General features: G+C 64.9%; 16 protein-coding genes and 1 pseudogene. 11 read left to right on the forward strand and 6 right to left on the reverse strand.

Features of this window, described 5'->3' with window-relative positions:
• Window positions 1-103: 103 nt before the first annotated feature.
• Window positions 104-2,354, reverse strand: a pseudogene (locus FLG15_RS06340) (methyl-accepting chemotaxis protein).
• Between the two features lie 948 nt (window positions 2,355-3,302).
• On the opposite strand from FLG15_RS06340, the gene FLG15_RS06345 reads away from it, so the two are divergent.
• Together FLG15_RS06345 and FLG15_RS06350 are read left to right on the forward strand one after the other, a co-directional pair.
• Window positions 3,303-5,231: an alpha-L-fucosidase gene (locus tag FLG15_RS06345; RefSeq protein ID WP_057677969.1), complete on the forward strand. Its 1,929-nt coding sequence runs from the start codon at window positions 3,303-3,305 to the stop codon at window positions 5,229-5,231.
• 166 nt (window positions 5,232-5,397) lie between these two features.
• On the forward strand, window positions 5,398-5,751 hold the full coding sequence (locus FLG15_RS06350; RefSeq protein ID WP_150145702.1) for a hypothetical protein: 354 nt from the start codon (window positions 5,398-5,400) through the stop codon (window positions 5,749-5,751).
• A 237-nt stretch (window positions 5,752-5,988) separates the two neighbouring features.
• Here FLG15_RS06350 and galA read toward each other — a convergent pair whose 3' ends face one another.
• The 4 genes from galA to FLG15_RS06370 form a co-directional block, all read right to left on the reverse strand.
• Window positions 5,989-8,556 (reverse strand): beta-galactosidase GalA, encoded by a 2,568-nt coding sequence (gene galA, locus FLG15_RS06355; RefSeq protein ID WP_150145704.1) that lies wholly within the window; start codon window positions 8,554-8,556, stop codon window positions 5,989-5,991.
• On the reverse strand, window positions 8,553-9,764 hold the full coding sequence (locus FLG15_RS06360; protein ID WP_150145706.1) for a glycoside hydrolase family 53 protein: 1,212 nt from the start codon (window positions 9,762-9,764) through the stop codon (window positions 8,553-8,555). The genes galA and FLG15_RS06360 overlap by 4 nt, the downstream gene beginning before the upstream one ends.
• Before the next feature lie 181 nt (window positions 9,765-9,945).
• Window positions 9,946-12,639: a TonB-dependent receptor gene (locus tag FLG15_RS06365; RefSeq protein ID WP_057677972.1), complete on the reverse strand. Its 2,694-nt coding sequence runs from the start codon at window positions 12,637-12,639 to the stop codon at window positions 9,946-9,948.
• A 503-nt stretch (window positions 12,640-13,142) separates the two neighbouring features.
• Window positions 13,143-14,546 (reverse strand): helix-turn-helix domain-containing protein, encoded by a 1,404-nt coding sequence (locus FLG15_RS06370; protein ID WP_039568309.1) that lies wholly within the window; start codon window positions 14,544-14,546, stop codon window positions 13,143-13,145.
• A gap of 138 nt (window positions 14,547-14,684) precedes the next feature.
• On the opposite strand from FLG15_RS06370, the gene FLG15_RS06375 reads away from it, so the two are divergent.
• The 7 genes from FLG15_RS06375 (at window position 14,685) to FLG15_RS06405 (ending at window position 23,067) form a co-directional block, all read left to right on the forward strand.
• Window positions 14,685-16,190 carry a CoA-acylating methylmalonate-semialdehyde dehydrogenase gene (locus tag FLG15_RS06375; RefSeq protein WP_057677973.1) on the forward strand — a complete coding sequence of 502 codons (1,506 nt, stop codon included), beginning with the start codon at window positions 14,685-14,687 and terminating at the stop codon, window positions 16,188-16,190.
• Window positions 16,191-16,200: 10 nt separating this feature from the next.
• A complete protein-coding gene (locus FLG15_RS06380; protein WP_057677974.1) occupies window positions 16,201-17,382 on the forward strand; it encodes an acyl-CoA dehydrogenase family protein in 1,182 nt (393 codons plus the stop codon).
• Window positions 17,379-18,176 (forward strand): enoyl-CoA hydratase, encoded by a 798-nt coding sequence (locus tag FLG15_RS06385; protein WP_150145708.1) that lies wholly within the window; start codon window positions 17,379-17,381, stop codon window positions 18,174-18,176. Before FLG15_RS06380 ends, FLG15_RS06385 begins: the two co-directional genes overlap by 4 nt.
• Window positions 18,176-19,363, forward strand: coding sequence for an enoyl-CoA hydratase/isomerase family protein (locus FLG15_RS06390; protein ID WP_057677999.1), 1,188 nt, complete (start codon window positions 18,176-18,178; stop codon window positions 19,361-19,363). Before FLG15_RS06385 ends, FLG15_RS06390 begins: the two co-directional genes overlap by 1 nt.
• Window positions 19,364-19,516: 153 nt before the next feature.
• Complete coding sequence (gene mmsB, locus FLG15_RS06395; RefSeq protein ID WP_017155592.1) at window positions 19,517-20,419, forward strand: 3-hydroxyisobutyrate dehydrogenase; 903 nt, start codon at window positions 19,517-19,519, stop codon at window positions 20,417-20,419.
• Window positions 20,420-20,647: 228 nt separating this feature from the next.
• On the forward strand, window positions 20,648-21,625 hold the full coding sequence (locus FLG15_RS06400) for a cation diffusion facilitator family transporter (protein ID WP_150145710.1): 978 nt from the start codon (window positions 20,648-20,650) through the stop codon (window positions 21,623-21,625).
• Window positions 21,626-21,783: 158 nt separating this feature from the next.
• Window positions 21,784-23,067 (forward strand): aspartyl/asparaginyl beta-hydroxylase domain-containing protein, encoded by a 1,284-nt coding sequence (locus FLG15_RS06405; protein WP_057677976.1) that lies wholly within the window; start codon window positions 21,784-21,786, stop codon window positions 23,065-23,067.
• Window positions 23,068-23,086: 19 nt separating this feature from the next.
• Here the strand turns inward: FLG15_RS06405 and FLG15_RS06410 are convergent, their stop codons facing one another.
• Window positions 23,087-24,589 carry a sulfotransferase gene (locus FLG15_RS06410; RefSeq protein ID WP_057677977.1) on the reverse strand — a complete coding sequence of 501 codons (1,503 nt, stop codon included), beginning with the start codon at window positions 24,587-24,589 and terminating at the stop codon, window positions 23,087-23,089.
• 142 nt (window positions 24,590-24,731) lie between these two features.
• Between FLG15_RS06410 and FLG15_RS06415 the strand changes: the two genes are divergently transcribed.
• A complete protein-coding gene (locus FLG15_RS06415) occupies window positions 24,732-25,205 on the forward strand; it encodes a hypothetical protein (protein WP_057677978.1) in 474 nt (157 codons plus the stop codon).
• A gap of 33 nt (window positions 25,206-25,238) precedes the next feature.
• Window positions 25,239-26,846 (forward strand): tetratricopeptide repeat-containing sulfotransferase family protein, encoded by a 1,608-nt coding sequence (locus FLG15_RS06420; RefSeq protein ID WP_057677979.1) that lies wholly within the window; start codon window positions 25,239-25,241, stop codon window positions 26,844-26,846.
• The last annotated feature ends 81 nt before the right edge of the window (window positions 26,847-26,927 follow it).

Raw genomic sequence — 26,927 nt, forward strand, 5'->3', positions numbered from 1 at the left:
CCGTGGTGCGGGAGTGAGTGGTCTATCTCATCCCCGGCACTCGCCACGCCCAACCGACGATTGCGCGATCGTCAGGGCAGTTGTGGTTGGAATATCTGCCGGCTCAGAACTCCTGCCAGTCGGCACTGTTGCTTGAGACGCTTGCCACTGCCGCCTGCCTGGCCGGACGCTTGACCGCGGCCATGGCGAGCTCGCGCTTGGGCGGGGCCGCTGGCTTGCTTTTGGGCTGCAGCACGGCGGGCGCAGCTGGGCGGATGGCGGCCGGCCGCTCGGCTTGTATCTTGAAGATCGACACCGCCTGGGTGAGTTCGCCGGCCTGTTCTTCCATCGAACGTGCGGCAGCAGTGGCTTCTTCCACCAGCGCGGCGTTTTGCTGGGTGGTTTCGTCCATCTGGGTGACGGTGAGGTTGACCTGTTCGATGCCCGCCGACTGTTCCTGCGAGGCCGCGGAGATCTCGCCCATGATGTCGGTGACGCGCTGCACGCTGGCAACGATTTCCGCCATGGTGGTGCCGGCGGTGTGCACCAGGGTGGAACCTTCTGCCACCCGCTGTACCGAATCGTCGATCAGGCTCTTGATCTCCTTGGCGGCCGCGGTGGAGCGCTGCGCCAGTGTGCGCACCTCGGAGGCGACAACGGCAAAGCCGCGGCCCTGTTCGCCGGCGCGCGCCGCTTCCACCGCGGCGTTGAGTGCCAGGATGTTGGTCTGGAACGAGATGCCGTCGATGACGCTGATGATGTCGGCGATCTTCTTGGACGAGGCCTCGATACCGCTCATGGTGCCGACGACCTTGCTGACGACGTCGCCACCTTGCGAGGCGACGCTGGCAGCGCCGATCGCCAGTTGATTGGCTTGGCGGGCGTGCTCGGCATTCTGGCGCACGGTGGAAGTGAGTTCTTCCATCGACGCTGCGGTTTCTTCCAGATTGGCAGCCTGCTGTTCGGTGCGCTGCGACAGGTCCTGATTGCCGGCGGCGATTTCGCTGGCGGCCGCGTTGATCGACACCGCCGAGTGCTGGATGCGCCCGACGATTTCGGCCAGCTGCGTGGCGGTGGCATTGGCATCGTCGCGCATCTGCGCGAACACGCCCCTGAAATCGCCGCTCATGCGTGCGGTCAGGTCGCCTGCAGCGATGGATCGCAGCAGCGAGGACAGCGATTGCAGGTTGCCGTCTGCGGTGGACATCAACTGGTTGAGGCTGTCGACCATGATGTGGAAGTCGTACTGGAAGCGGCCGGCATCGCCACGCGCGCTGAAGTCGCCATTGGCGGCGGACTGCGCAAGTTGCTTGATTTCCGCGTTCATCGCCGACAGGTTGGCCTTGACCTCGTTCATGGTCTGCGTAAGCACGGCTTTTTCGCCGGGCAATGCGTCCATGCTCACGCTCAGATCGCCAATGGCATAGCGCCCCATGATGCGGGCGAGCGTGGTCTGCACCTCAAGATGCGAGGCGACCAGCGCGTTGGTGTCCTGTGCCATGCGGCCGTACTCGCCGGGAAACGCATCGGCGTCGATTCGGAAGCTGGTCTGTCCTTGATCATGGCGCTTGGCCATGTCGGTCTGCGCGTGCAGCAACGACTGCAACTGCGTCTGCATGCCGCTCATGGCACGTAGCAGGCGACCGGTTTCATCTTGCGCGTCGGACTGCACCTGGTTGTCCAGTTGGCCCTTGGCAATGGCTTCGGCGGCCTTGGTGGCGCGGGCGAGCGGGTGGGTGAGGCTGCGGGTGATCAGCCAGGCAAGCAGGGCGCTGATGGTGACCACGGCCACGCCGCCGATAAACAACAGCCACTTGGCGCGGGTCAGCGACTGCACAGCGTCGGCGTAAGCTTGCTGGCTCTGCTCTTCCTGCCGGCTGACCAGCTGGCGGATCTTGTCCTGCCATGCGGCGTTGGCCTGACGCCCCGCCTCGTTGAGCAGTGCCTGCGCGGCTGCGTTTTCATCTTTGGCCGCCAGTGCCATGACCTCATCATTGATCTTGCCGGAAACCAGGCGCTGCGCATCCATTTCCTTGCGAATCTTGCGGCCTTCTTCCGAGGTGGGCAGCGTATCGAGCTTTTCGCGCAGTTCCTTGTAGCGCTGGCGTTGCGCCTTGATCGCTTCCAACGCCTGCGTGTTGAGCGCTTCGCTGGTGGCCATGGCGTAGGTGCTCAAGGCGATCATGATCGACGAGTTGGCGTCCAGCATCCCGTTGCCCATCTGGATCTTGGCCATACGATCCAGCACGATGAAATCCAGCTGCTTCCTGGCGCTGGCCATCGAGCTCAGCCCGGTCGCGACCAGCAAGCCGGAAAGCACGATCAGCAGGCCGAAGGCGGCGACCGACGGAATAACGTTGAAGTAGGGCGGTCATGCGGCAATCCCGGAATCGAAGTGGATGGGCGCCGTCCGGTCAGCCGCGTGAAGAACGCATGAAGGTGGGGCAGCATCGGGATAACGATAGGAAATCGGCAAACTTGACCGCCCGCAGTACCGCTCGGATTTAGGCCCGAGTTGTGAACGTCGCCGTTCAGACCCCAGCGCCGGAAAGCGCTGCATGAGGACGTCAAACCATGGCAGAGGCTGCTTTCTGTGCCGTCATTGCTGACCTCTGCTGCCCATTCCGTTGCAGTTGTCGGGTCTGCTGCCTGCAAGCTACCCGTGCGACAGCCGCGCATGGAGGACTGCAATCAGGAATGGCGTGCCGCCGTCGACGCGCCGGGCGATCGGCTGGCCGCGCTGCGCCAGGCGCGCTGCTGAAGCCGATGCTGATGTCGCATCCGGTTCCACTTGTCTCGCCGAACGCCTGATACGAACCGTCTTCCTGGATCGTCGTCCTTACACAGAGCAGGGCTGTCGCCGCGGTGGAACGACCGACGGATGAGCGCATGCCGGAACACCCAAGGCATGCAAAGCCACGTCTCGCGGGCACTGTGCCCGGGTAGATTTGCGATAGGCGCGCCATCGCGTGTCTTGTTGTCCTGCTACATGTCAGCACCAGACGCGGCGCGGCGAAGTCTCCGAATGACTGCCGGTTGGCCCGAACGATGGAAATTCAGCATCACCGCTCAGGGTTCTTTGCTGGAACTGGAGCCGATGCGGCGCGCTTCCGCGATCTGACGCGAAAGCCGGCAAGGCGCCGTGCGGCGAACCATTCGCCGTCGACCATGAACGCTTGTCGCATGCTTCCACGTTCTTCGACGCCAGCCGGGACGGCGCCAGTGCGTGTGCGGTGCTTGCATCACCATCCGTTGCTGCGGGGCAGGACTCTTCGCCATTGGAAAAGCTAAGATCGAAACTTGTGCAAAGTCGGAAGTCGCCAATGATCGATCGTCGTACCTTTCTTGCCACGGGTGTGGTGGCCGCTGCCGCCAGTTTCGGCGCGTCGGCAGCGGGCATCGCGCCGGCGCCGCGCGCCAGCGGACCGGCGCCGTGGGGTGCGGTGCCCAGCCCGCGACAGCTGCGTTGGCATCGGTGGGAGCAATACGCCTTCGTGCATTTTGCGATGAATACCTTCACCGACAAGGAATGGGGCTACGGCGACGAGGATCCGCGCAAATTCGATCCCAGCGATTTTTCAGCCGATCAGATCGTCGCCGCTGCCAAGGCCGGCAATCTGAAAGGGCTGATTTTCACCGCCAAGCACCACGATGGATTCTGCCTGTGGCCGACACGCCTGACCGAGCATTGCATCCGCAATTCGCCCTACAAAAACGGCAAGGGTGACATCGTCGGCGAGATGGCCGCGGCATGCCGACGCGCGGGCCTGGCCTTCGGCATCTATCTCTCCCCCTGGGATCGCAACCACGCCGAATATGGCCGCCCCGGCTATCTGGACTATTTCCGCAAACAGATCGTCGAACTCTGCACGGGCTACGGCGACCTGTTCGAGTTCTGGTTCGACGGCGCCAATGGCGGCGACGGCTATTACGGTGGCGCGCGCGAATCGCGCAAGATCGATGCGCCTGCGTACTACAACTGGCCGCGGATGATCGAGCTGGTGCATCGGCATCAGCCGATGGCATGTACCTTCGATCCGCTCGGCGCCGATATCCGGTGGGGCGGCAACGAAGACGGCATCGCTGGCGATCCGTCCTGGCCGACCATGCCCAATGCGCCGTACACCCAGGAAAACGGCAATTCCGGCGTGCGCGGGGGAGCGCTGTGGTGGCCGGCCGAAACCAATACGTCGATCCGTCCGGGCTGGTTCTATCACGCTGACGAAGACGGCAAGGTGCGCAGCCCGGAGAATCTGGTGCGCTACTTCGACACCTCGGTGGCGCGCGGTACCAACATGAACCTCAATCTGCCGCCCGACCGACGCGGCCGCATCCCCGACCACGACGTGGCGGTGCTGCAGAGTTTCGGCGATGCGATACGCGCCAGTTTCGCCATCGACCTGGCCAAGGGCGCCAAGGCCAGTGCCAGTGCGTCGCGCGGTGTCGGGTTCGAGCCGGCGCGCGTGCTCGATCGCCAGCCGGACAGCTACTGGTCTACGCCGGATGAGATCACCACGCCGACGCTGACGCTGGAACTGTCGACGGCGCACAGCTTCGACCTGATCCGGTTGCGCGAATACCTGCCGCTGGGCGTGCGCGTTACCCGCTTCGCGGTCGAAGCCGAGTTCGATGGGCAATGGCGGCGGTTGGCCGAGGCGCAGTGCATCGGTGCACAGCGGATCGTGCGCCTGGAGCGCCCGATCGCCGCACGCCGGGTGCGCCTGGTCGTGCTCGAGGCACCGGTCTGCCCGGCGATCAGCGAATTCGCCCTGTTCCGCGCCGTTGCGCCTGTGCCGGTCGCGCGCCCGGTGGCGAATGCGCCGGACGTGCTGTCCACCGCCGGCTGGCGCATCGTCGAGGCGAGCGCGCCAGGGGCGGAGAAGTTGCTCGACGACGATGCCAGCACGATCTGGATCACGCCCGCACCGACGCCGGGCCATCCCGTGCAGGCGACCATCGACCTCGGCGCGTCGCGTCAGGTTGCCGGGTTCAGCCTCACGCCCTCGCGCGCAGTGATGACCGGTGCGGCGCCGCCGAAGGGCTATCGCGCCGAAACCAGCGAAGATGGCCAGCACTGGCAGCCGGCCGGCGCCGGCGAGCTCTCCAACATCGCCTATGCGCTCTCGACCCAGAGGCTGAATTTCCCCGAGGTCCGCCAGATCCGCTATCTGCGGCTGTCGTTCGCGGAGACGGCGGTGCCCGCCGAGCGGCTGGCGATTGCAGGGATCGGTGCGTTCTCACGCTTGCGATGAGAGCGTGCACTCCCGCGCGGCCGTGCGCCGCGTGGGAGGGTATCGCTGGGTGGCGACAGTTTCGCGCGTCGAACACGTCAAGCGACGCGATGGAGAGGGCGCTGGCCGCAGTCGCACCATGTGGCGAACCTGAATCGTCAACCTGGCTTGCACGCCGTCGTTCCAGATGAGGCGCTATGGTGCGCGGCGCATGACGCAGGCGACCTGGTTGGATATGGAACAGAAACAACACGAGTGGATGCAGGCGGTGACCGAGGCGCTCAGCGATCTGCTGGCCGCGCGCGTGACCCAGTCCACGCTGCTGGAGGCGATGCTGGTCTCGCATCCGGATCCGGTGACGCTTAGAAAGGCGTGGGATGAGTTGTCGTCCCAGCGCATCGCCTATGTGGCGCAGAACAAAGCGCTGGCCGACGACCCGCGCCCGATGGATGCCCAGACACTGGAGCAGTTCCGCGCGTGGGAAGACAAGTTCAACCGCTATTTTCCGCGCGACCCGGCTGCCGGAAGTGCGCAGACCTGAGGCTGCCGATGTGACGCGGACGTAGGGGGCCGACCTGTCAGGGCTGCCGACGATGTGCGCGCCGTGGCCAAAGCCCGCATGCGATCTTTCTAGCCCGGGATCACCTGCTCGATCGTCGCCGCCAGCAAACCTACCGATGGACGGCCCTCGACGCGCGTATGGCGCCGCTACGCTGCCGAGGCCACTACTGGCCCCGGTCACGCAGCACGTTCGGTTGCCGTACGCGGCGATTGGGCTTCAAGTCACCGACGCGCGCGCTCGCATGGGCTCGGCAGGCAGGCGCAACGTGGATGCGGTCAGCCCAGGCGCAGTTGCCTGCAGCACGATGTCGCCACTGCTGCGCGTGGTTTGCAGCAGCGCCGCACACAAGCCGTTGAACGCCTTGCGCCGCGGCGCCTTGTCGTCTTCGTGGCTGCTGGGATCGCCATTGCCGACACCAATCAGTTGCGCGGGTCCGCGCAGCGTAAATTGCACCAGGTTGTCGGCAGTCGGTACCAGGCGGCCTTGCGCATCGAGGATTTCCACCTTCACCACGGCCACATCTTCGGCATCGGCACGTAGCGCGTTGCGGTCGCAGCTCAAGCGAATCGCCGCCGGCGTGCCCGTGGTTTCGCGGCGCTCGCTGAGGAGCAGTTTGCCGCCGCGATAGCCGCGCGCTTCGATCATGCCGGGCGCATAGGCCACGCGCCATTCGACATGGCCGTAGGCCGGCACCTGCTGCAGGCCCTGGCTGACACCATTGACCAGCAGTTCCACCGCCTCGAGATTGCTATGGCACCAGACCGCGATGTGGCCGTTGTCGTCGGGCTGCAGCACGCCGTCCCAGTTCCAGTGCGGGAACAGATGCAGGACCGGTTCGCTGGTCCATTGCGCGCGGTAGTACCAGTAATTGTCTTTCGGAAAGCCGCAGCTATCGAGCACGCCGAATTGCGAAGCCACATTCGGCCAGCGGTTGTAGGGCGTGGGCTCGCCGCGATAGTCGAAGCCGGTCCAGATGAAGCCGCCGGCGATATACGGGCGTTGCGCGACATAGCTCCACCAGGCTTCGGCGGTGCTGGCCCACCAGGGATGGTCCAGGTCGTAGGCGCGGGTATAGCCGCGTTGCTCGTCGCGCTGATAGTTGCCGCGCACCGACACGGTGCTGCCGGTTTCGCTGCCGTAGATCGGGATGTGGGGGTATTGCGCATGGAAGCCATCCATCTGGCTGGTGCGGTAGTTGAAGCCGACCACATCCACCACCTGGCCCACGCCGTCACCGAAACCTTTGTCCATGGCGAAGGTGGTGGGGCGGGTGGGATCGAGCTGGCGCACGCGTTGTTGCATGCGGGTCACGATGCGTGCACCGCGCTCGGTCACTTGCTGCGGTTCCTCGTTGCCGAGCGACCACAGGATGACGCTGGGATGATTGCGGCCACGCCGTACCATCGTTTCCAGCTCGCCCATGGCCTCAGGATCGGTGGACATGCGGCGGGTTTCTTCGATCACCAACATGCCCAATCGGTCGCACAGCGCGAGCAATGCCGGGGTGGCCGGATTGTGCGAGCTGCGGTAGGCGTTGCAGCCCATCGACTTGAGCTGGCGCAGGCGCCATTCGTGCAGCGCATCCGGGATGGCGGTGCCCACACCTGCGTGATCCTGATGATTGTTGGTGCCGTGCAACTTGAGCGGTGCGCCGTTCAACAGGAAGCCGCGCTGTGCGTCGAAGGCGATGCTGCGCACGCCAAACGGCGTGACCAGCGCATCGACTGCAGTGCCATCGCTGTGCACGCTGCTGGTCAGGCTGTAGAGCTGGGGCGTGTCGATCGACCAAAGCGCGGCCGGCCCGAGCGGCAAGGTCTGTTCGACCACCTGCAGCTGTCCGGGTGCGACAGTGACCACTGCGCTGGCCGCTTGCGCCACGGTGCGTCCATCCGGTGCGGTGATACGCGTCTGCACAATGCACTGGCGTGGCGTGGCGCCGTCGTTGCGCACTTCGGTGGAGAGTTGCGCAGTGGCATTGCCATCCTGAACGGTGCTGCGCACGAACACCCCGTCTTGCGGGATGTGGAGCGGGGCGGTCTTCTGCAGCCACACATGCCGGTAGATGCCGGCGCCTTCGTAGAACCAGCCTTCGCCCAGCGTGGCATCCACGCGGATGGCGATGATGTTGGGCTTGCCGTACTCGAGCACGTCGCTGAGGTCGACTTCGAAGCCGCAATAGCCGCTGGCATTGCGGCCGACGATGTGCCCATTGCAGAACACGATGCACTCACGGAACACGCCATCGAACACCAGGGCGATGCGCTTGCCCAGATCGCTTGCCGGAATCTGCAATATGCGCCGATACCAGCCCACGCTGTTCTCCGGAAAGCTCGTGCCCAGCGGCTGGTAGCCGTGCGCAGCAGCCGGGTCTTCCTCGGTGATGGAGGCCGAGATCGGCTCCTGCCGAAACGGCAGGCCAACGGCCCAATCGTGGGGGAGATCCACCTGCTGCCAGTCACTGTCGTCGAACGCCAGTTGCGCGGCAGTGGCGGTGTCCTTGCCGGCCTTGGCGAAGGTGCGTTGGAACGTGCCGAACTCGAAATCGCGCGCAGCATCGCTGGCATGGCCCAGGTGGAAGCGCCAACCGAAGTCGAACAGCAGACGCTCACGCGGTGCCAGCGCTGCATCGCCCAGCGTTGATGCTGAGATGGCGTGTTTGGTCGCAGCCGGTGCAGCCGTAGCGCCGGCCGACGCCAGTGCGCCGGCTGCGCCCACCGGCAGTGCGGCGCTCACCCCACTGGCCAGCATGCCGCGCAGCAACTCACGCCGATTGATGCCGCTCATGGTTGTGTCCTTTTGCCGGCTGCTGCGGAACCATCTGGTGTACTGGCAGCATGTTGGCTTGCGTTGGGCTTACTTGAGGCAGGCACGCCGGTATACGGGTGGCGCATGAAGTCGATCGCCGGCAGCACCTCGTTGCCGTGCTTGAAGTCGAAGAAGCTGGCGTTTTCCCACGACGAGCCGGTGCCCCAGCGCGTTTTGCAACGGCTGCTGGTCCATGCCGGCTCCCAATACACCACGCCCGCCCCGCCGGCATCGATGACCAGTTGGGTGAGGTCCACCATGTAGCGTGCCTGGCCTTGCGGCGTGGCCGGGTAGCCGGCAATCAGCGAGTCTTCGCCGAGCAGGTTGTGCGAGGTGTCGCCTGCGTCCAGCGTCCACGGGTATGCAGTTTCCACCACCACGACATCGGCGTCATAACGGCCGCGCAGACGCCTGATGGTCTTGCCCAGTTCGGCCATCGATTGCGTGGACCACTTGCGGTAGTAGCTGATGCCGATCAGATCGAAATCGGTGACGCCGGCCTTGGTGGCGTCGGCGAACCACGGCTGCACATTTTCCGGTTGGGCGATATGCAGCATCACCCGCGGCTTGATCGTCGAGCGCGCGCCCATGTCGCGCACCGCCTTGATGCCGGCGTTGAACAGCTTGGCGTTGCGCTGCCAATCGATCGGGCGCTTCTTGTCCCAGGGCGTGCTGTCCATCAGGTCGGAATTGCTTTCGTTGCCCACTTGCACGAGCTCGGGCATCAAGCCGGCGCGGTCGAGCGCACTGAGCGTGTCGTAGGTGAAGCCATACAGCGTACGTGCCAGCTCGTCGGTGTCGGTGATGCTGGCCCAGGCCTTGGGAATCAGTTGCTTTTCGCCGTCGGCCCAATCGTCGGAGTAGTGCAGATCCAGCAGCACCTGCATGCCGTGCGCGCGTGCACGCGCAATGGTTTTCTTCACGTCCGACAGGTCGCTGTACTTGGTCCAGCGCGCATCGTTCCACAAGCGCACGCGCACCAGATTGGCGCCGTGTGCGTGGAACAGTTCGAACGGATCGGTGACCACGCCGTTCTCGCGGTATTGCACGCCGCACTCTTCCATCTCGTTGACGTAGGACAGGTCCGCGCCGAGATACAACGTGGCGGGAGCCGGGGCGGCGTGTGCGAAGGTGGAAATGGCCAGCGCCAGGAGCGCGGGCGTCCAGAGACGGCGGGGTGAGCGCATGCAATTCCTCGACAGAGACAACGTGGAGCGGGCGACAGCATGCCGCAGGCGGCCGTGCTGCCGCCGTGCGCAGTCCAATCGTGGCGTGCAGACTGGACTGCGCACAATGGCTGCGGTGTCATGCAGGTGTGCAGCCATCAGATCGGCTGCACAGCAGCCTGTGCAGCCGATCGGGCGATGCTCAGAACTTGTAGGTGGCTTCCAGCTGGTAACGACGACCGAACAGCTGGTAGCCGCCATCGTCCTGATTGGCCAGGCGATTGGGCTTGTTGTCGGTGTAGGCGCGCAGCGGCTCGTTGGTGAGATTGCTGGCCTGGAAACGGAAGCCGAGCTGCTTGCTGTATTGCCAGTTCAAGCTCAGATCCACCGTGCCTTCGCTTTGCAGGCGCGCCAGCCGTGCGGCATTCCAGCCGTACACCACCGTGTAGGGGCTGTGGTACTTGTAGCCCACGCGCGCTTCGAAGGAGCCGGTGCTGTACCACAGGTCGAAGGTGCCGGTCTTGCGTGCCAGCCCGCTCAACGGCAACGGGTTGTCTTCCAGCGAGAATTCCTTGAGGTTGGAATCCACCAGCGAATAGTTCGAGTAGACGCCGAAGTTTTCCATGTGCGGGATGAAGTAGAACGGCGTCTGGAAGGTGAGCTCCACGCCATTGATGTAGCCGCCACCGCCATTGAACGGCGCGCTGACCAGGTAATCCAGGCCGTTGATCGTTTCGCGGTCGGTACGGTAGCCGATGCTCGAATCCACTTCCTTGCGATACACGGCCAGTGCGGCGAGCGCTTCGGTATGGAAGTACCACTCGTAGGAAACATCGACCTGGGTGGCCTTGAACGGGTCCAGCTGCGGATTGCCGCCGCTGCCGGTGAGCTGGCCAACGGTCACGCTGGGGTCGTCCAGGCGACGGCCGGTGCGCAGCTCGTCCAGCGGCGGACGCGCGATGACCTTGGCCACCGCAAAGCGCAGGATGCGCTGGTCGTCGATCAGGAAATTGAGCGTGGCGCTGGGCAGGACGTCGGTATATTCCTTGCTGCCGGTGCTGGGCTGGATGGTGCTGCCGACCGAATCGAAACCCTCGCTGGTGGTCTTGGTGTTGATCAGGCGCACGCCGACATTGCCGGTGACATCGGTGCCGAACAGCTGCGAGCTGAAGACCGCCTTGGCGAAGGCTTCGCGCACGTCTTCCTTGACGTTCCAATGGTCGAGCAGTTGTTCGTCGAGCGTGCTCGGATCGAACCCGCCAAAGCCGATGCGTGCGATCTCGGCCATGTTGCCGCCGGTCAGCGTGGGCACGTTCAAGTCGGGCATGTTGACCGGGTAGATCAGGTCCTGATACGCCGAGATCGGCTGGTCGTAGCCGGACTGGTTGCTGAGGAAGCGACGGTTCTGTTTTTCGCGACGTGCGGCGCGTGCGCCGAACTCCAGCGAGGTAAACGGGCCGGCATCCACGGCGCGGCTGGCATTGAGTGCCAGCGCAGCGATCTTGTCGCGCAGGGCCTGCGGCTCGGTCTGCCCGGCAATGCCGTATTCGGGCGTGTCCGAGCTGGTGCTGATGGTGGGGGTGACGCTGCGGCGGAAATCGAACGAGATGGTGTCCGGATTGCTGCCGAAACGTACCGCCTGCCAGGTGTTGTCGCGCTTGGCCTGCGAGAACGACAGGTCGCTGCCCAGGGTCCACACATCGCCGCTCCACTTGGCGTTCAAGCCGCCGGCGGTGAGTGTCTTGACCTCGTTGTAGTGGCTGACCACATGGTCGACCTGCAGGTTGGAATTGGCCAGCGTGCCGGCTACCACATCGCCATCGACGATGGTGTAGGACGAGCCCGGCGTGGTGTATGGATTGGTGCTGCCGGAGAAGGTGCTGAAGGCCAGCCCGTTGAACCAGTTCTGCAACTGGTCTTCGTCGATTTCGATGCGCGAATACAGCCCGTCGAATTTCAATTCGAAATTGCCCGAGCGCCACTGCACGGTGCCCATCGCGCCGGTGCGGGTCTGGTCGATCAGCTTGAGCTGGTCGGCCGCGCCCCATGGGGTCGGGTCCACGCTGCCGTCGCCATCCACGTCGCGCGAGGTGGTGGCATCGGTATAGCCCCAGCTGCCGATCGAGGAACTGGCGTTCTTCTGCTTCTGGTAGGTTGCGCCGAACGCCACCGCCAGGTTGTCGTTGAGCTTGTGCACCCAGCTGGCGCCGAAGCGGCTGCCCCACGGGCTGTAGCCGTCCACATCCTTGGCGTGGTCGTAGAACACCGGGCCGGCGGTGCCGACGAATCCCGGCCCGGTGTAATCGAGCGGGCTGATGGTGGAGATGTCCACGGTGGCGGCAAGACCGCCGGCGACCAGATCCGCAGACTGGGTCTTGTAGACCTTGACGGTGGAGACGATCTCGGTGGGGAAGACCTCCCAACGCACGGCGCGATTGGGTTCGGAGGAGGCGATTTCGCGCCCGTTGACGGTACCCATGGTCATGCGCGGGCCCAGGCCGCGTACGGTGGCCAGGCTCTCGTTGCCGCGGTCGCGGGTCCCGTTGACGCCGGGCAGCCGCACCAGCGCTTCGGCCACGGTGACGTTGGGCATCTGGCCCATGTTGTCGGCGGAGATCACTTCCACGACGTGATCGGACATCTGCTTGGCCTGCACCGCCTGATTCAGGCTTGCGCGCTGGCCGATCACGGTGATGTTGTCCAGCGCCACCGGCGTTTGGCCGTTGCCCGCAGCCGGGCTGGCGTCGCCTGCGGGTGGGGCGGCGGGGGCGCTGTCTTGTGCGTGCGCGCCGAACGCGGTCGCCAATACGCAAGCGATGGTGGTGCACAGGATGGCGCGCACTGGCGTGCGGCGCAGGCGCCGGCTGGCCGGATGGCCGTTATGGTGAACAGACATCGGTTGATCCCTCCCAGGACAAAGTGACCGAAGACGGTGGTAGCTGCTGGTGCGGCCAGCCGCGTGGAGCGGGTCTGGCGCATCCGCGCGGGTGTGGTCGGTGGTGCTGTGCTGCGTGATCAGTGTTGGTCGTTTTTTTGCGTGACGCCGGAAGCGCGCTGCGTCGCGCTGGCGTCCCCCTGTCTTGCATGTGTCCGCTTCAGGGTAGAAGCGCAAGCCATTCCATTCCAATGAAGCATTTTGCGGCAGCTATCTCGCCTTGGAATGCTGCGCTGCGGCACTCGCGCTTGCTTGGTCCCCGTCGAAGGTGCGGCGGTGATGCGGCACAGAGGCTGTGGCATGGGGGCGGATACTTGGCTGACTTGGGCTGATCCGATTGCCCGATGGTGTCGCCGCTTTTCCGACAGCGGCAGCCTCCAGATGGGCCGATGCAATCGACCCGGGGGCAGTGTGTCTGTCGTTGCGATCGCAGGCCGACGCACGGCCACTTCAGATGACCAGGTTCAATTCCCACCAACCGGCCAACGCGCCCGCGCGGGCAGGCGTGGCAGCGCAGGGAAGGCGCGCTGCACGCAGTCGCTGCGTTCGCAGGTCAGGCAGCCCGGGCCGATCGGTACTGCATCGTCGACCGCGTTCAGATCCCAGCCGCGCGCATACACCAGTTGATCGGCGTGGCGCAGGTCGCAGCCCATTGCCAGGGCAAACGTCTTGCGTGGGCGGCCATACCCGGGCGGGCCGCTGCTGACCTGGCGGGCCAGCCAGAAATAGCGCCGGCCGTCGGGCATGCGCGCAATCTGGGTGAGGATGCGGTCGGGCTGGTTGAACGCCTCGTACACGATCCACAGCGGACAGGCACCGCCGACATGCGAGAAATGGAAATCGGTGGCCGAGTGGCGCTTGGATACGTTGCCGGCGCGGTCCACCCGCATGAAGAAGATCGGCAAACCGGCTGCCCCGCGCCGCTGCAAGGTGCTGAGCCGGTGACACACCGCTTCGAAGCCCACGTCGAAGCGGTCGGCCAACCATTCGATGTCGTAGCGCGAGGTTTGCGCGCTGTGCAGGAACGCGCTGTACGGCATCACCAACGCGCCGGCGAAGTAGTTCGACAGACCGATGCGCGAGAGCGCGATGCGTTCGGCGTCTTCGAAACCGGCATCGGCAATGCGCGCGTCCAGCAGCGGCGCGCATTCCAGCAACGCCAGCTGCGCGGCCATCTGGAATGCCTGCTGCCCCGGCCGCAAGTGCGCCGGCAGCCACAGCACGCGCGCCTGCGCATCCATGCTGCGTTTGTCGTGGTGCAGGTCGGCGGCGTCCTGCACCAGCAGGCCATGACGATCGGCCAGCCGTTGGCGCAGCCGCAGCGGCAGATTTTCCGGGGTCAATCCGAGTTCGGCGTAAAGCGCTTCGGCGCGCTCGTCCAGCTCGGGCAGATAGTTGTGCGCGCGGTTGAAGTAGTCGCGCACCTGCTCGCCGGGCGATAGCGATGGGATTGCCGCGTGCTCGACCCCGACCTGCAGCTCCAGCGCAGCGTTGCGTTCGAGCAGCTGCTGATGGGCGCGGTGCAGGTCCAGCAGTGCCTGCGCTACCTGCGGCAGGTTGCCGGTGAGTGCGCGCAGCTCGGCCGGCAACAGCGTGTGGCCCAGGCTGCGCAGCGATTCGTCCAGCGGCTCGACCAGTGCGGCCGGGTCGTCCAGATCCAGCAGGCCGTCCAGGTCGCCCAGCGCGGTCTTGAGCCGCTGCTGGATGGCCAGGGTGAGCGGGCGCTGGTTGCGCTCGATCTGGTTGAGATAGCTCGGCGACAGTTCGAGCCGGCGCGCCAGCTCGGCCTGGGTCAGGCCATGGCGCTGGCGCAACCGCTGCAGGCGCAGCCCGAGCTGGTGGCGGAGTTGAGCATGCGACTGAGGCATTCGCAAGATTCGCAAGATTGTGTCGCAAGCTTAGCGCGATTAAGCATTTGTGGGCTGGGAATGGCGGGCGTCGATGCAAACAATGCGAAGCCATGGCCTGCGACGGCCCGATGTCCTTCTCAACAAGCGAGCCCTGCAATGCGCCAATCCGTCCCCCGCGTCTGCCTGTTGATCGATGGCGAGTTGGTGGTGTCCGCCAGCACGCAGTGGCAGGACGTCGTCAACCCGGCCGACCAATCGGTGCTGGCCCAGGTCCCGTTCGCCACCACCGCCGAAGTGGATGCCGCCGTGGCAGCGGCCAGCCGCGCCTTCGTGACCTGGCGCAAGACGCCGATCGGTACCCGCGCGCGTATTTTTCTCAAATACCAGCAGCTGATCCGCGAAAACATGCCCGAATTGGCTGCGCTGCTGAGCGCCGAGCAGGGCAAGACCCTGGCCGATGCCGAAGGCGATGTGTTCCGTGGCTTGGAAGTGGTGGAGCACGCCGCGGCCATCGGCAACCTGCAACTGGGCGAGCTGGCCAACAACGTCGCCAACGGCGTGGACACCTATAGCCTGCTGCAGCCGTTGGGCGTGTGCGCGGGCATCACCCCGTTCAATTTCCCGGCGATGATTCCGCTGTGGATGTTTCCGATGGCAATTGCCACTGGCAACACCTTCGTGCTCAAGCCCTCCGAGCAAGATCCGATGGTGACCATGCGGCTGGTGGAGCTTGCGCTGGAGGCCGGCATTCCCAAGGGCGTGCTCAACGTTGTGCACGGCGGCGAAGACGTGGTCAATGCGCTGTGCGATCACCCCGACATCAAGGCGTTGTCGTTCGTCGGTTCCACCAAGGTGGGCACGCACGTGTATCAACGTGCCTCGCTCGCCGGCAAACGCGTGCAATGCATGATGGGCGCCAAAAACCACGCCGTGGTGCTGCCGGACGCCAACCGCGAGCAGACGCTCAATGCGATGGTCGGTGCCGCATTCGGTGCTGCGGGGCAGCGCTGCATGGCCGCATCCACGCTGGTCTTGGTCGGTGAAGCGCGCGCGTGGATTCCGGAGTTGGTGAGCAAGGCCAAGAGCCTGAAAATCGGCGCCGGCAACGCCCCGGGCACCGAGGTCGGTCCGCTGATTTCCTGCGCTGCGCGCGAGCGGGTGGAAGGCTTGATCGCGTCCGGCGTGGAGCAGGGCGCCACGCTGGAACTGGACGGGCGAGCGCCGCAGGTGCCGGGGTTCGAGCAGGGCAACTTCGTCGGCCCGACCATCTTTTCCGGGGTCAAGCCGGGCATGCGCATCTACGACGAAGAAATCTTCGGACCGGTGCTGGTGATCCTGGAAGCGGCCACGCTGGACGAGGCCATCGCGCTGGTCAACGCCAATCCCAACGGTAACGGCACGGCGTTGTTCACCCAATCGGGCGCGGCAGCGCGGCGTTTCCAGGAAGACATCGATGTGGGCCAGGTCGGCATCAATGTGCCGATCCCGGTGCCGGTGCCGCTGTTTTCCTTCACCGGCTCGCGCGCTTCCAAGCTCGGCGACCTGGGCCCGTACGGCAAGCAGGTGGTGATGTTCTACACCCAGACCAAGACCGTGACCGCGCGCTGGTTCGATGACCAGACGCTGGGCCATGGCGTCAACACCACCATCTCTCTCAAGTGAGCCGATCGCCATGAATGCAGCCATCCAGCTACACCCGAACGCGGCCGATCTGAACGACGAGCAGGAGGCCTTCCGCGCCGCCGCCCGCGACTTCGCCGACAAGGAACTCGCCCCGTATGCAGCGCAGTGGGACGCAGAAGGTCACTTCCCGCGCGAAGCCATCGCCAAGGCCGCCGAGCTCGGTTTTTGCGGACTTTACACCGATGAAGGCGTGGGCGGCCTGGGCATGCGTCGGCTCGATGCGGCGGTGGTGTTCGAAGAACTGGCCACGGTGGATCCGTCCACCTCGGCGTTCATCAGCATCCACAACATGGCCACCTGGTTGATCGCCAGCTATGGCACCGAGGCGGTGCGCGCGCAGTGGGGCGAGGCGATGACCAGCGGCGCCAAGCTGGGCTCGTACTGCCTGACCGAGCCGGGTAGCGGTTCGGACGCGGCATCGCTGAAATCTGGCGCGCAGCGCGACGGCGACAGCTATGTGCTCAACGGCAGCAAGGCCTTCATCTCCGGCGCCGGCGCAACCGACGTGCTGGTGGTGATGGCACGTACCGGCGAAGACGGTGCACGTGGCATCAGCGCCTTCGTGGTGCCGGCCGATGCGCCGGGCATCAGCTACGGCCGCAAGGAAGAGAAGATGGGCTGGAACAGCCAGCCCACGCGGGGTGTGAGCTTCGAAAACGTGCGGATTCCGGCCGGCAACCTGCTGGGCAAGGAAGGCGAAGGCTTCAAGATGGCGATGAAGGCGCTGGATGGTGGCCGCATCAATATCGCCGCGTGTTCGTTGGGCGCCGCGCAAGGCGCGCTGGATGCGGCGCGTCGCTACATGGGCGAGCGTCGCCAGTTCGGCAAGAAACTGGCCGATTTCCAGGCGCTGCAGTTCAAGCTGGCCGACATGGCCACGCAGCTGGTGGCCGCGCGGCAGATGGTGCACACCGCCGCGCGCAAGCTCGATGCCGGCAGCCACGATGCCACCGTATGGTGTGCGATGGCCAAGCGCTTCGCTACCGATGCCGGCTTTGCCATCTGCGACGATGCCTTGCAGATTCACGGCGGCTACGGCTATATCCGCGAATACCCGATCGAGCGTTTGCTGCGCGATAGCCGCGTGCACCGCATTCTGGAAGGCACCAACGAGGTGATGCGCATGATCGTGGCGCGCCACCTGCTCAATGGCGAGGAGGAATTGCGATGAGCGACTGGGAAGGGCGCCTCCACACCGGTCTGCAGGTCGAGCGCGATGGGCACGTGGCCATCGTGACCTTGAGCAACCCACCGGCCAACACCTGGACCGTGCACAGCCTGGCGGCCCTGCGTGACCTGGTGCGCGCACTGGATGCCGATCGCAGCATCTATGCGTTGGTGACCACTGGCGAGGGCGAGAAGTTCTTCAGCGCCGGTGCCGATCTCAAGCAGTTCGCCGACGGCGACAAGGCCAACGCACGCGAGGCCGCGCGCCGGTTCGGCGAAGCATTCGAAGCCTTGAGTGCATTTCGCGGCGTGTCGATCGCCGCAATCAACGGCTATGCGATGGGCGGCGGGCTGGAGTGCGCGTTGGCTTGCGATCTGCGCATTGCCGAGCAGCATGCACAGCTCGCGTTGCCCGAAGCCAGCGTTGGCTTGCTGCCGTGTGCAGGCGGCACCCAGAACCTGCCGCGCCTGGTCGGCGAGGGCTGGGCCAAGCGCATGATCCTGTTGGGCGAACGTATAGATGCGGCAACCGCCCAGCGCATCGGTCTGGTGGAAGAAGTGGTTGGCAAGGGCGAGTCGCGCGCGCTGGCGGTTGCCTGGGCACAGCGGTCCGGTAAACAGAGTCCGGTCAGTGTGGCGGCCTGCAAGCGGCTGGTGCAGTCCACCCGGCATGGGACGCACGCAGCGGCATTGATTGCCGAGCGCGAAGCGTTCGTGGATCTGTTCGAGCACGCCGACCAGGTCGAAGGTGTGGCTGCATTCCTGGAAAAGCGCGCACTGCAGTGGAGCAATCGCTGATGGCAGAGGTGAGCGCAACCGACGACGCACCGGTGCTGTTCGAGCAGCGTGCATGCGCCGATGGGCATCGCATCGGCATTGCCACCTTGAATGCGCCCAAGACGCTCAATGGCCTGTCGTTGCAGATGACGCGGCTGCTGGATGCGCAGTTGCGCGCCTGGGCCGACGACGCGCAGATCGCGTGCGTGGTGTTGCGTGGCGCAGGCGAAAAGGCGTTCTGTGCTGGTGGCGATCTGCATGGCCTGTACCAGAGCATGTGTGCGCACCGCGATGCAGTGCCCGACCGTGCAGCGCGACGCGCAGCGCCGCAGGCCAATGCGCATGCGGCCGCATTTTTCGAGGAGGAATACCGGCTCGACTACCGCATCCATACCTATCCCAAGCCGCTGCTGTGCTGGGGCCACGGCATCGTGATGGGCGGTGGCATCGGCCTGATGTCCGGCGCCAGCCATCGCGTGGTCACCGAACGCTCGCGGCTTGCCATGCCGGAGATCAGCGTGGGGTTGTTCCCGGATGTGGGTGGCAGCTGGTTGTTGCGTCGGGTGCCGCACGGCGCCGGCCTGTTTCTGGCGCTGACTGGCGCGCCGCTGGATGCCAGCGATGCCATTTACGCGGGATTGGCAGATGTGCGCCTGGAGCATGCGCAGTACGCGGCAGTGCTGGATGCGCTGAGCGCGCACGCATGGACGGGCGATGCCGATAACGACCGCACCCAGCTCAGCGCGTTCCTGCATGGCATTGCGCAACCCACCGAGCCGGGCCCGCTACAAGTCCATGCACAGCTGATCGAACAGTTGGTGGCCGGCGAATCACTGGAGGACGTTGTCGCTGCAATCCTGGCGCTGCAAGGCGAAGACAGCTGGCTGCAGGCCGCGCGCGCCACCTTGGCCGCCGGTGCGCCGGGCTCGGCGCGCCTTGCCTGGGAGCTGCATCGCCACCCGGACACCACGACGCTTGCCGATACCTTTCGCACCGAGTACGTGGTCGCGTTGCATGCGGCCGCACACGGCGATTTTGCCGAGGGCATCCGCGCGCTGTTGATCGATAAGGACCGCCAACCGCACTGGCAGCCTGCATCGCTGGAGGAAGCCGATGCGCCGTGGGCTGAAGCCTTCCTTGTTGCGCCCTGGTTGCCTGCATCGCATCCGCTCGCCGATTTGGGGGCAGGCGAGTTGGGTGCGCAGTGAGTGGCTGGCGCCTTGCGAAGTCCGTTTGGCCCACGCCGGATTGCATCGCGCTTGCCATGTCTGACCTGTGTCGTGGCAGCTGGAACTGGCGGCGGCTCCGCGCGCACCAGTAATCGGTGATGATCCCGGCTATTTATTGAAGATGGTCCTACTTTGGAAACCGACACCATGAGCAAGATCGCATTTATCGGCCTGGGCAATATGGGCGGGCCAATGGCTGCCAATCTGATCAAGGCCGGGCATCAGCTGCGGGTGTTCGATCTCGCGCCGGCTGCCATCGATGCTGCTGCAGCGGCCGGCGCGCAGGCTGCCAGCTCCGCACAGGACACGCTGGTCGATGCCGAGGTCGTGATCTCGATGCTGCCTGCAAGCCGGCATGTCGAAGGTGTGTACCTGGGCGAGTCCGGCATCCTGGCGCAGATCCCGGATGGGGCCCTGGTTATCGATTGCAGCACCATCGCACCGGTGTCTGCGCGCAAGGTGGCCGATGCGGCCAGGGCGCGTGGCCTGACGATGCTGGACGCCCCGGTCTCCGGTGGCACCGCCGGTGCTGCAGCCGGCACGCTGACCTTTATCGTCGGCGGCGCTGCCGATGCGCTGGAGCGCGCGCGCCCGGTGCTGCAGGCCATGGGGAAGAACATCTTCCACGTCGGCGACAACGGAGCGGGGCAGGTCGCCAAGCTATGCAACAACATGGCCCTGGGCGTGATCATGGCGGCCACCGGCGAAGCGCTGGCGCTCGGCGTCGCGCAGGGCCTGGACCCTGCGGTGCTGTCGCAGATGATGGCGGTCAGTACCGGGCGCAGCTGGGCCACCGAGGTGTGCAACCCGTGGCCCGGCGTGCTGCCCAATGCGCCGGCTTCACGCGGTTATAGCGGCGGCTTCGGCAACGACCTGATGCTCAAGGACCTGGGGCTGGTTGCCGAGTCGGCAGTGCAGGCCGGCGTCTCGATTCCGCTCGGTGAGCTGGCGCGCAACCTGTATGCAATGAACAGCCAGGCCGGCAACGGGGCGCTGGATTTTTCCAGCGTGGTCAAGCTGGTCGCCAAGGTCTAGCGAGCCACCTGGCTCGCGCCGCGAATTGCTGGAAGGGCGGTGGCGGTACGGTGCTGACATGCTTCCAGACCCTGACTGCATTCCTTATCGCCTTGCAGTAGCGCAACCACTGCGCCTTGTGCGGCCCGCCGCACGGCTCGCGTGATGTGATGTCATTACGCGCAGGTGTAATAGTCTCCGCCATCGCGTGCGCCTAAGGTGCGCGCACTGCAGCAGACCACGACATCCATGGGACACGACCACAACCACGCACCCAGCGAAATCCGTCACGAAGCACCCTTGTGGTGGGCACTGGGGTTGACCGCCACCTTCCTGCTGGCAGAGATCATCGGCGCATTCGTGACCAACAGCCTGGCGCTGCTGTCCGACGCTGCGCATATGGCCACCGACACCGTCGGCCTGATGATCGCGCTGGTCGCGGTGCGCCTGAGCCGTCGCCCGGCCGACGCGCGTCGCACCTATGGTTATGTGCGGCTCGAAGCGCTCGGCGCACTGGCCAATGGCGCGCTGTTGTTCGCAGTGGGCGGCTACATCCTGTGGGAGGCCGCGCAACGCTTCCGCGCTCCGCAGGACATCGGGTACAGCGGCATGCTGCTGATCGCAGGCTTCGGCCTGGTGATCAATCTGATCGCGATGAAGCTGCTGCACGCCGGCAGGGGCGAAAGCCTTAACGTCAAGGGCGCCTATCTGGAAGTCTGGAGCGACATGCTCGGCTCGGTGGCAGTGATCATCGGTGCCCTGCTGATCCGCTGGACCGGCTGGCAGTGGATCGACCCGGTGCTGGCCGTGCTGATCGGCCTGTGGGTCTTGCCGCGCACCTGGGTGCTGCTGCGCGAGGCGATCAACGTGTTGCTCGAAGGCGTGCCCAAGGGGATCGACCTGGCTCAGGTGCAGCAGGCGTTGACCAGCCACCCTGGGGTCGAGGACGTGCACGACCTGCATGTCTGGGCGCTGGCCTCCAGCACGCCGGCGCTCACCGCGCACATCGTGGTCAATGAGACCACCGACCGCGACCGTCTGCGTGATGCGCTCGGCGCCCTGTTGCATGAGCGCTTCGATATCGCGCACGTCACCTTGCAGGTGGAAAGCGGTGACTGCGGCACTGAACCTTGCGGCACGCCCAAACCGGCGGCAGGCACGGGCCATGACGCGCACCATGGGCACGCTCATGCGCATGGGCACACGCATGGCGGGCATTCCCACTGATCGCCGGTGGCGCACGGGTGAGCATTCCGAGCCGGTAACGATGCACCTTCGCCAAGGGTCGCGGCGCGATGCCGTCATCGGTGCGCCGCGGGCTTGCTGTCGCCCGGTCATCCAGGCCGTATGATCCGGACGGGAATGGCTGACGGGCGACACGTGGCATGGGGGGACAGGTCGAGCAGGTCAACGAGCAGATCGCCGCACTGATTGCGCAGGCCAGTACGGCTGCATCGGCCGGTCAATGGCAGCAAGCCGAACGGCTGTGGGGACAGGTCCACCAGTTGGCACCCGCGCATCCGCACGCCTTGTACAGCCTAGGCGTCCATGCCCATCAACGTGGCGATGCGGTTGCAGCGCTGGAGTATTTGATGGCAGCGCGATCAAGCAATCCAGGCGATCCGATGATCGTATTGACCATCGCCGTGGTGAAGCAGGCGCAAGGCGATCTCGACGGCCAGTGGCAAGCCATCATCGCAGCGTTGGCGCTGGATGCGTATTTTTTGCCGGGCTTGCTGGCCAAAGCCGCATTCCTGGAAACGCGCGGGCGGCCGCACGCGGCAGCCGGGGTCTATCGCGATGCGCTCGCCGTCGCGCCGCCGGAGCCTCAATGGCCAGCGGTGTTGCGCCGCAAACTGCTGCACGCGCAACAGGCGGTCGAGCAGGACACGCTGGAATTGGAAGCCAGGTTGCGGGCCGCATTGGAGATTCCGCGTACGTCAGTAGACGCGGCCCTGCACGGCCGCTGGGACGAAGCTGCGGCGATCGCGTGTGGTCGCACCAGGCCATTTCATTCCCAATCCAATCGCCTGCATATTCCGCGCCTGCCGGCCTTGCCATTTCACGCGGAAGCCGCATTTCCCTGGATCGACGAGCTGCAGCGTCATACCGATGCGATCACGCATGAACTGCGTGCCGTGATGGATGAGAACACGCGCGGATTTGCTCCTTACATCGCCTACGCGCCCGACCAGCCGGTCAATCAATGGAAAGACCTCAATCATTCGCCGGCATGGAGTTCCTACCCGCTCTGGGCACACGGCCAGCCAGTGGAAGCGCATCTGCAACGTTGCCCGGCGACCGCGTACGCTTTATCGCTGGTGGATGCGGCGCAGATCGATGGCGTCTGTCCGAATGCCATGTTTTCCGTGCTGGCGCCGCACACCACCATTCCTCCGCACCATGGCGAAACCAACGCCCGGTTGGTGGCGCATCTACCGCTGATCGTGCCGGAGCACTGCAGCTTTCGGGTAGGGTATGACTGGCGACGCTGGGAAGCCGGGAAAGTGCTTGTGTTCGACGATTCGATCGAGCACGAGGCACGCAACGACAGCGCGCAGGTCCGGGCAGTCCTGATTTTCGACGTCTGGAATCCGCTGCTCACTCAGGAGGAGCGGGCAATGGTCAATGCCATGGAAGCTGCCATCGCAGCGCACCGGGGCGGATGAGCGTTTACTTGTTCGCTGATCAATCCGGGAGCGGGACGCCGGCCTTGCCGAGAGCGATGCGCAGCGGAGCAAGCTGCGTCGCATACGATCTCCAGCGTCCCGAAGCCTCGCCGTGCAAGGGGCGGCGGACTTGCCAGTAGCTTGCGGTTCGCACCGCACGTTCCGCCAGGTGGAAGTCCAGGCACGCCGGCTCCCAGGGCAGTTGCAGGAATTCCAGCAAGGCGCGCAGGGTCGGCCCGGGCGCGGCCACAAAGGCATCGTAGTCGAAGGTATGGATGCTGTCCGGGTAGAGCGACATCCAGTGGTTCATCAAGTGGTGGTACGCGCCATAAAAATGCCCGATGTCTTCCAGCTTGCCCGCGTATCCGAATCCGTGCGGATTGAGCTGTTGCATAAAGATCGATAGCCCATTGTCCAACGGATGACGGCGCGTATGCACGATCCGTGCCGATGGGAACAGGCGTTTGATCAAGCCGATCAGCTGGAAATTGTCCGGGCGCTTGTCGGTGATGTAGCGCAGCTGCGCTTGGTCGGGAACGACTGCATCGAGGTGCCGCCGATAGCTGAGGGCGAGCTGCGCGAGCATCTGTTGCGAGAGCGTACTGACGGCTTGCGGAAACGGAGATAGCCTTTGCGCGACCAATCGGGGTAGCGCATCCATCTCGCCGCCCGCAGCAACTTGTGAGTGGCTCGACAATGCATGCTCGATCAGCGTAGACCCGGAGCGAAACATTCCACAGATAAATAGCGCAGGCGTTGCGTCGTGTGCACCTGCATGCGGCAGCAGCGTAGATTCAACAGCCACGCGGTCGAATGCGGCCATCAATGCGTCGAAATGACGCTGGGTGCGTTGCGGGTCGTATGTGGGTACTTGCGCATAGGCGTGCCGGTTGGCAGCGGTGGCCGTATCGAATGCATGCCGATGCTGGCCAAGACGGTCGTAGGCATGGGCCAACGCATGCAGCACGGTCGCCACAAGCGGCGGCTCCAGTCCTTGCACAGAGATCGCCTGGGTCAGGCCAATCATGCGCGGGTCGTCGACGGCGGTGGGTGGGTCCAGATGCAGCAGCCTTGCAGCAGCCTGCAATTGCAGTGCCCGCGTCGCTGGATCGACCGGGGCGACGGCAAGAAGCTGCGTATAGGCGGCAATGGCATGAGCACGTGCGCCCAGCTCCTCGTGCAGATTGCCCAGATTCAACAGCGCGGGAGGATAGGCCGGCCGGCAATGTAGCGCCAATTCGAGTTCTTGCAACGCCGCGGCGGCGTCATCGAGGTGCTCGCTGAGCAGTACTGCGCGATTGAGGTGGATCTGCTCCGGTGCGGCCGCTCCGCATGCCAGCGCCTGTGCATACGCCTGCAATGCTGCAGGGATGTCGCCGGTGCGGCGGAACAGGTACCCCAGGTTGTACCAGGCATCGGCGGCGTGTGGGCGGTCCCGCACGATCGATTGATACGCAGCAATCGCCTGTTGCAGGTGACCTTGCTGCAGGAGGTGCGCTGCCCGCTGATCAGAGGTATTCAATGCGCGGTTCCGGCTGGCGATGCAGCAATTTGGACCATTGCAGCTTAGGTGGGGTGCACATGCCGTTCAATCGGTGCCGGGCAGCAAGCACAAGCGGCAATCCCACCGTCGTCCACTTGCCTTGTATGCTCGTCTGCAGGCGATGACCGAAGACCGACAGATGGCCAGACCGATGCAATGGGTGCCGATCCTGCTGAGCTGCGCAGGCAGCGTGTCGGCGCAGGAGCCTGCGACGCATGCATGCGCTTCGGTGATCGATCCACTGCCGCGCCTCGCCTGCTATGACGCCAGTTATCCCCCGTCGGCGGCGGTGCGGGCGGCGGAAGCCGACAGAGGCATGCGCGAATTTGGGCATCACGCGGCCCATGCGCCCGCAGCATCCACCACGCAGTCCGCCCCGTCCCAGGTGAGCGCGACCGTGCTTGCCGTGGCCTATCAAGCCGATGGCACCCGCCTGGTGTCGTTGGATACACAGCAGCGCTGGGCGTTGACAGAAGCGAGCAGTCGCGGTCATCTGGCCGAGGGCGAGCGTGTCGTGATTCGCAAGGCGGCCATGGGCAGCTACATGCTGGTGACGCCTGCGGGCGTGGCGTTGCGCGCCCGGCGCGTCGATTGAGCGGCCGATGCAATGCATGGAGAGGAGAGTGGATTGACCGAGTTACAGCTGCGCAGCATCTTGCGGGAAGGGTACCAGTGGCTGCGCCAGGGCCGTTACAGCGAGGCAATCCATCTGGCAGAACGCGCCTGTCTGGAGTATCCGGACCAGGCGCATTTGCTGGAATTGGCCAGCGAAGCCCACCTGGCACACGGCGACCCGCACACTGCAGGCGAACGGATCGCGAGGGCAGCGGCGGTCGCGTCGGCACCGCTTGCTCTGTTGATCAAGTACGCCAGCCTGCTGGTCCAGCTGCGACGCCGGCATGACGCGTTGTCGGTCGCCCGACAAGCGCACGCCCTGGCTGAAACCGATGGCACGGCGTTGTGGCGGATTGGTGCGTTATACAGTGCCTGCCACGATGTCTGTGCTGCCCGCGACACCTACCAGCAGGCGCTTGGGCTGTTGGGAGAACCGCCACCGCTGTTGTACGACCTGGCCACCATGCAATTTTTTGGTGGTGAGTTCGATGCCGCAGAAACCACCCTGCAGCGCTTGCTGCAATTGGCGCCAGGGGCGGGGGATGCGCTGTATCTGCGCGCCACCTTGCGCCGGCAGACCGCGCAGCGCAATCATCTGGACGATTTGCGGCAACGGCTGCAACACACGGCGCTTGCCGAGCCCTCTGCCAGGGCGGCGGCACTGTATGCGCTGGCCAAGGAACAGGAAGATCTGGGGCTGCATGCAGACGCGTTCCAGACTCTTACCGCAGCTGCGACAGGCAAGCGCCAGACCTTGCAATACGATGTCGCTGCCGAATGCGCGCAGATCGCGGCGGTGCGCAAGAGCTACGACGAGACCGCGCTACGCGCGCTGCAACCCGGTCATGGCGGTGAAGGCCTCATTTTCATCGTCGGCTTGCCACGGTCGGGGACGACCTTGCTGGAGCGTCTGCTCATCCAGCACGGTGATGCGCGCTCGGCTGGAGAGCTAATGGATTTCGGCATGGTTCTGGGCGAGGCGACCGCCCGCGTCGTGTCGGCCCACCCAGGCCTGACGGCGGTGCAGGCATCGCTGAAAATCGATTTCGCTGCGCTCGGACAGGAGTACCTGCGGGGCGCCCGCGAAGTCGTTCATGGCCACCCGGTGGCGATCGACAAGATGCCGATCAACTATCTCTACTGTGGCCTGATCGCGACCGCGCTGCCGAAAGCGCACATCATCCATCTTGCACGCGATCCGCTCGATACCTGTTACGCGATGTACAAGACCTTGTTTTACAACGCCTATCCGTTTTCTTACGCGTTGGACGAGATCGGCGAGTACTACCTTGCCTACCGTCAAATCATGCAGCACTGGCACGCAGTGCTGCCGGGCAGGATTCTGGATGTGCATTACGAAGCACTGGTCAGCGAGACCGAACAACAGATCGCGCGCGTGCTGGCCCACTGTGGGCTGGCCGCAACCGACACAGTGCCCGAGCTAGGCGCGGTGGCGTTCGTTACTGCGAGCGCAGCGCAAGTGCGCGGGGAGGTGCATCAACGTTCGGTGCGCAGCTCCCGCCGACACCTGGCAGGGCTTGCGCCGCTAGTGAAGCAGCTTCAGGACGCAGGTGTATCGCTCCTGCAGTTGAACGGGCTGGACGCCGCTATCGGTCAATGACGCTCAGCCGAATAGGCGCGTCACAAGCGACCCCATCCGGTGCGATCGTAGACGCACTTATTGTGTGATCGCTGCACTTTT

The organism is Xanthomonas phaseoli pv. dieffenbachiae (genome assembly GCF_008639345.1).
Classification (GTDB): domain Bacteria; phylum Pseudomonadota; class Gammaproteobacteria; order Xanthomonadales; family Xanthomonadaceae; genus Xanthomonas; species Xanthomonas phaseoli.

What these genes read in the sequence shown, in the direction of transcription:
- galA (WP_150145704.1), bottom strand. Translation starts at nt 8,556, where the DNA reads ATGAGCGGCATCAATCGGCGTGAGTTGCTGCGCGGCATGCTGGCCAGT.
- FLG15_RS06405 (WP_057677976.1), top strand. Translation starts at nt 21,784, where the DNA reads ATGGGGGGACAGGTCGAGCAGGTCAACGAGCAGATCGCCGCACTGATT.
- FLG15_RS06390 (WP_057677999.1), top strand. Translation starts at nt 18,176, where the DNA reads ATGGCAGAGGTGAGCGCAACCGACGACGCACCGGTGCTGTTCGAGCAG.
- FLG15_RS06415 (WP_057677978.1), top strand. Translation starts at nt 24,732, where the DNA reads ATGACCGAAGACCGACAGATGGCCAGACCGATGCAATGGGTGCCGATC.
- FLG15_RS06360 (WP_150145706.1), bottom strand. Translation starts at nt 9,764, where the DNA reads ATGCGCTCACCCCGCCGTCTCTGGACGCCCGCGCTCCTGGCGCTGGCC.
- FLG15_RS06350 (WP_150145702.1), top strand. Translation starts at nt 5,398, where the DNA reads ATGAGGCGCTATGGTGCGCGGCGCATGACGCAGGCGACCTGGTTGGAT.
- FLG15_RS06380 (WP_057677974.1), top strand. Translation starts at nt 16,201, where the DNA reads ATGAATGCAGCCATCCAGCTACACCCGAACGCGGCCGATCTGAACGAC.
- FLG15_RS06365 (WP_057677972.1), bottom strand. Translation starts at nt 12,639, where the DNA reads ATGTCTGTTCACCATAACGGCCATCCGGCCAGCCGGCGCCTGCGCCGC.
- FLG15_RS06375 (WP_057677973.1), top strand. Translation starts at nt 14,685, where the DNA reads ATGCGCCAATCCGTCCCCCGCGTCTGCCTGTTGATCGATGGCGAGTTG.
- FLG15_RS06370 (WP_039568309.1), bottom strand. Translation starts at nt 14,546, where the DNA reads ATGCCTCAGTCGCATGCTCAACTCCGCCACCAGCTCGGGCTGCGCCTG.
- FLG15_RS06345 (WP_057677969.1), top strand. Translation starts at nt 3,303, where the DNA reads ATGATCGATCGTCGTACCTTTCTTGCCACGGGTGTGGTGGCCGCTGCC.
- FLG15_RS06385 (WP_150145708.1), top strand. Translation starts at nt 17,379, where the DNA reads ATGAGCGACTGGGAAGGGCGCCTCCACACCGGTCTGCAGGTCGAGCGC.
- FLG15_RS06400 (WP_150145710.1), top strand. Translation starts at nt 20,648, where the DNA reads ATGGGACACGACCACAACCACGCACCCAGCGAAATCCGTCACGAAGCA.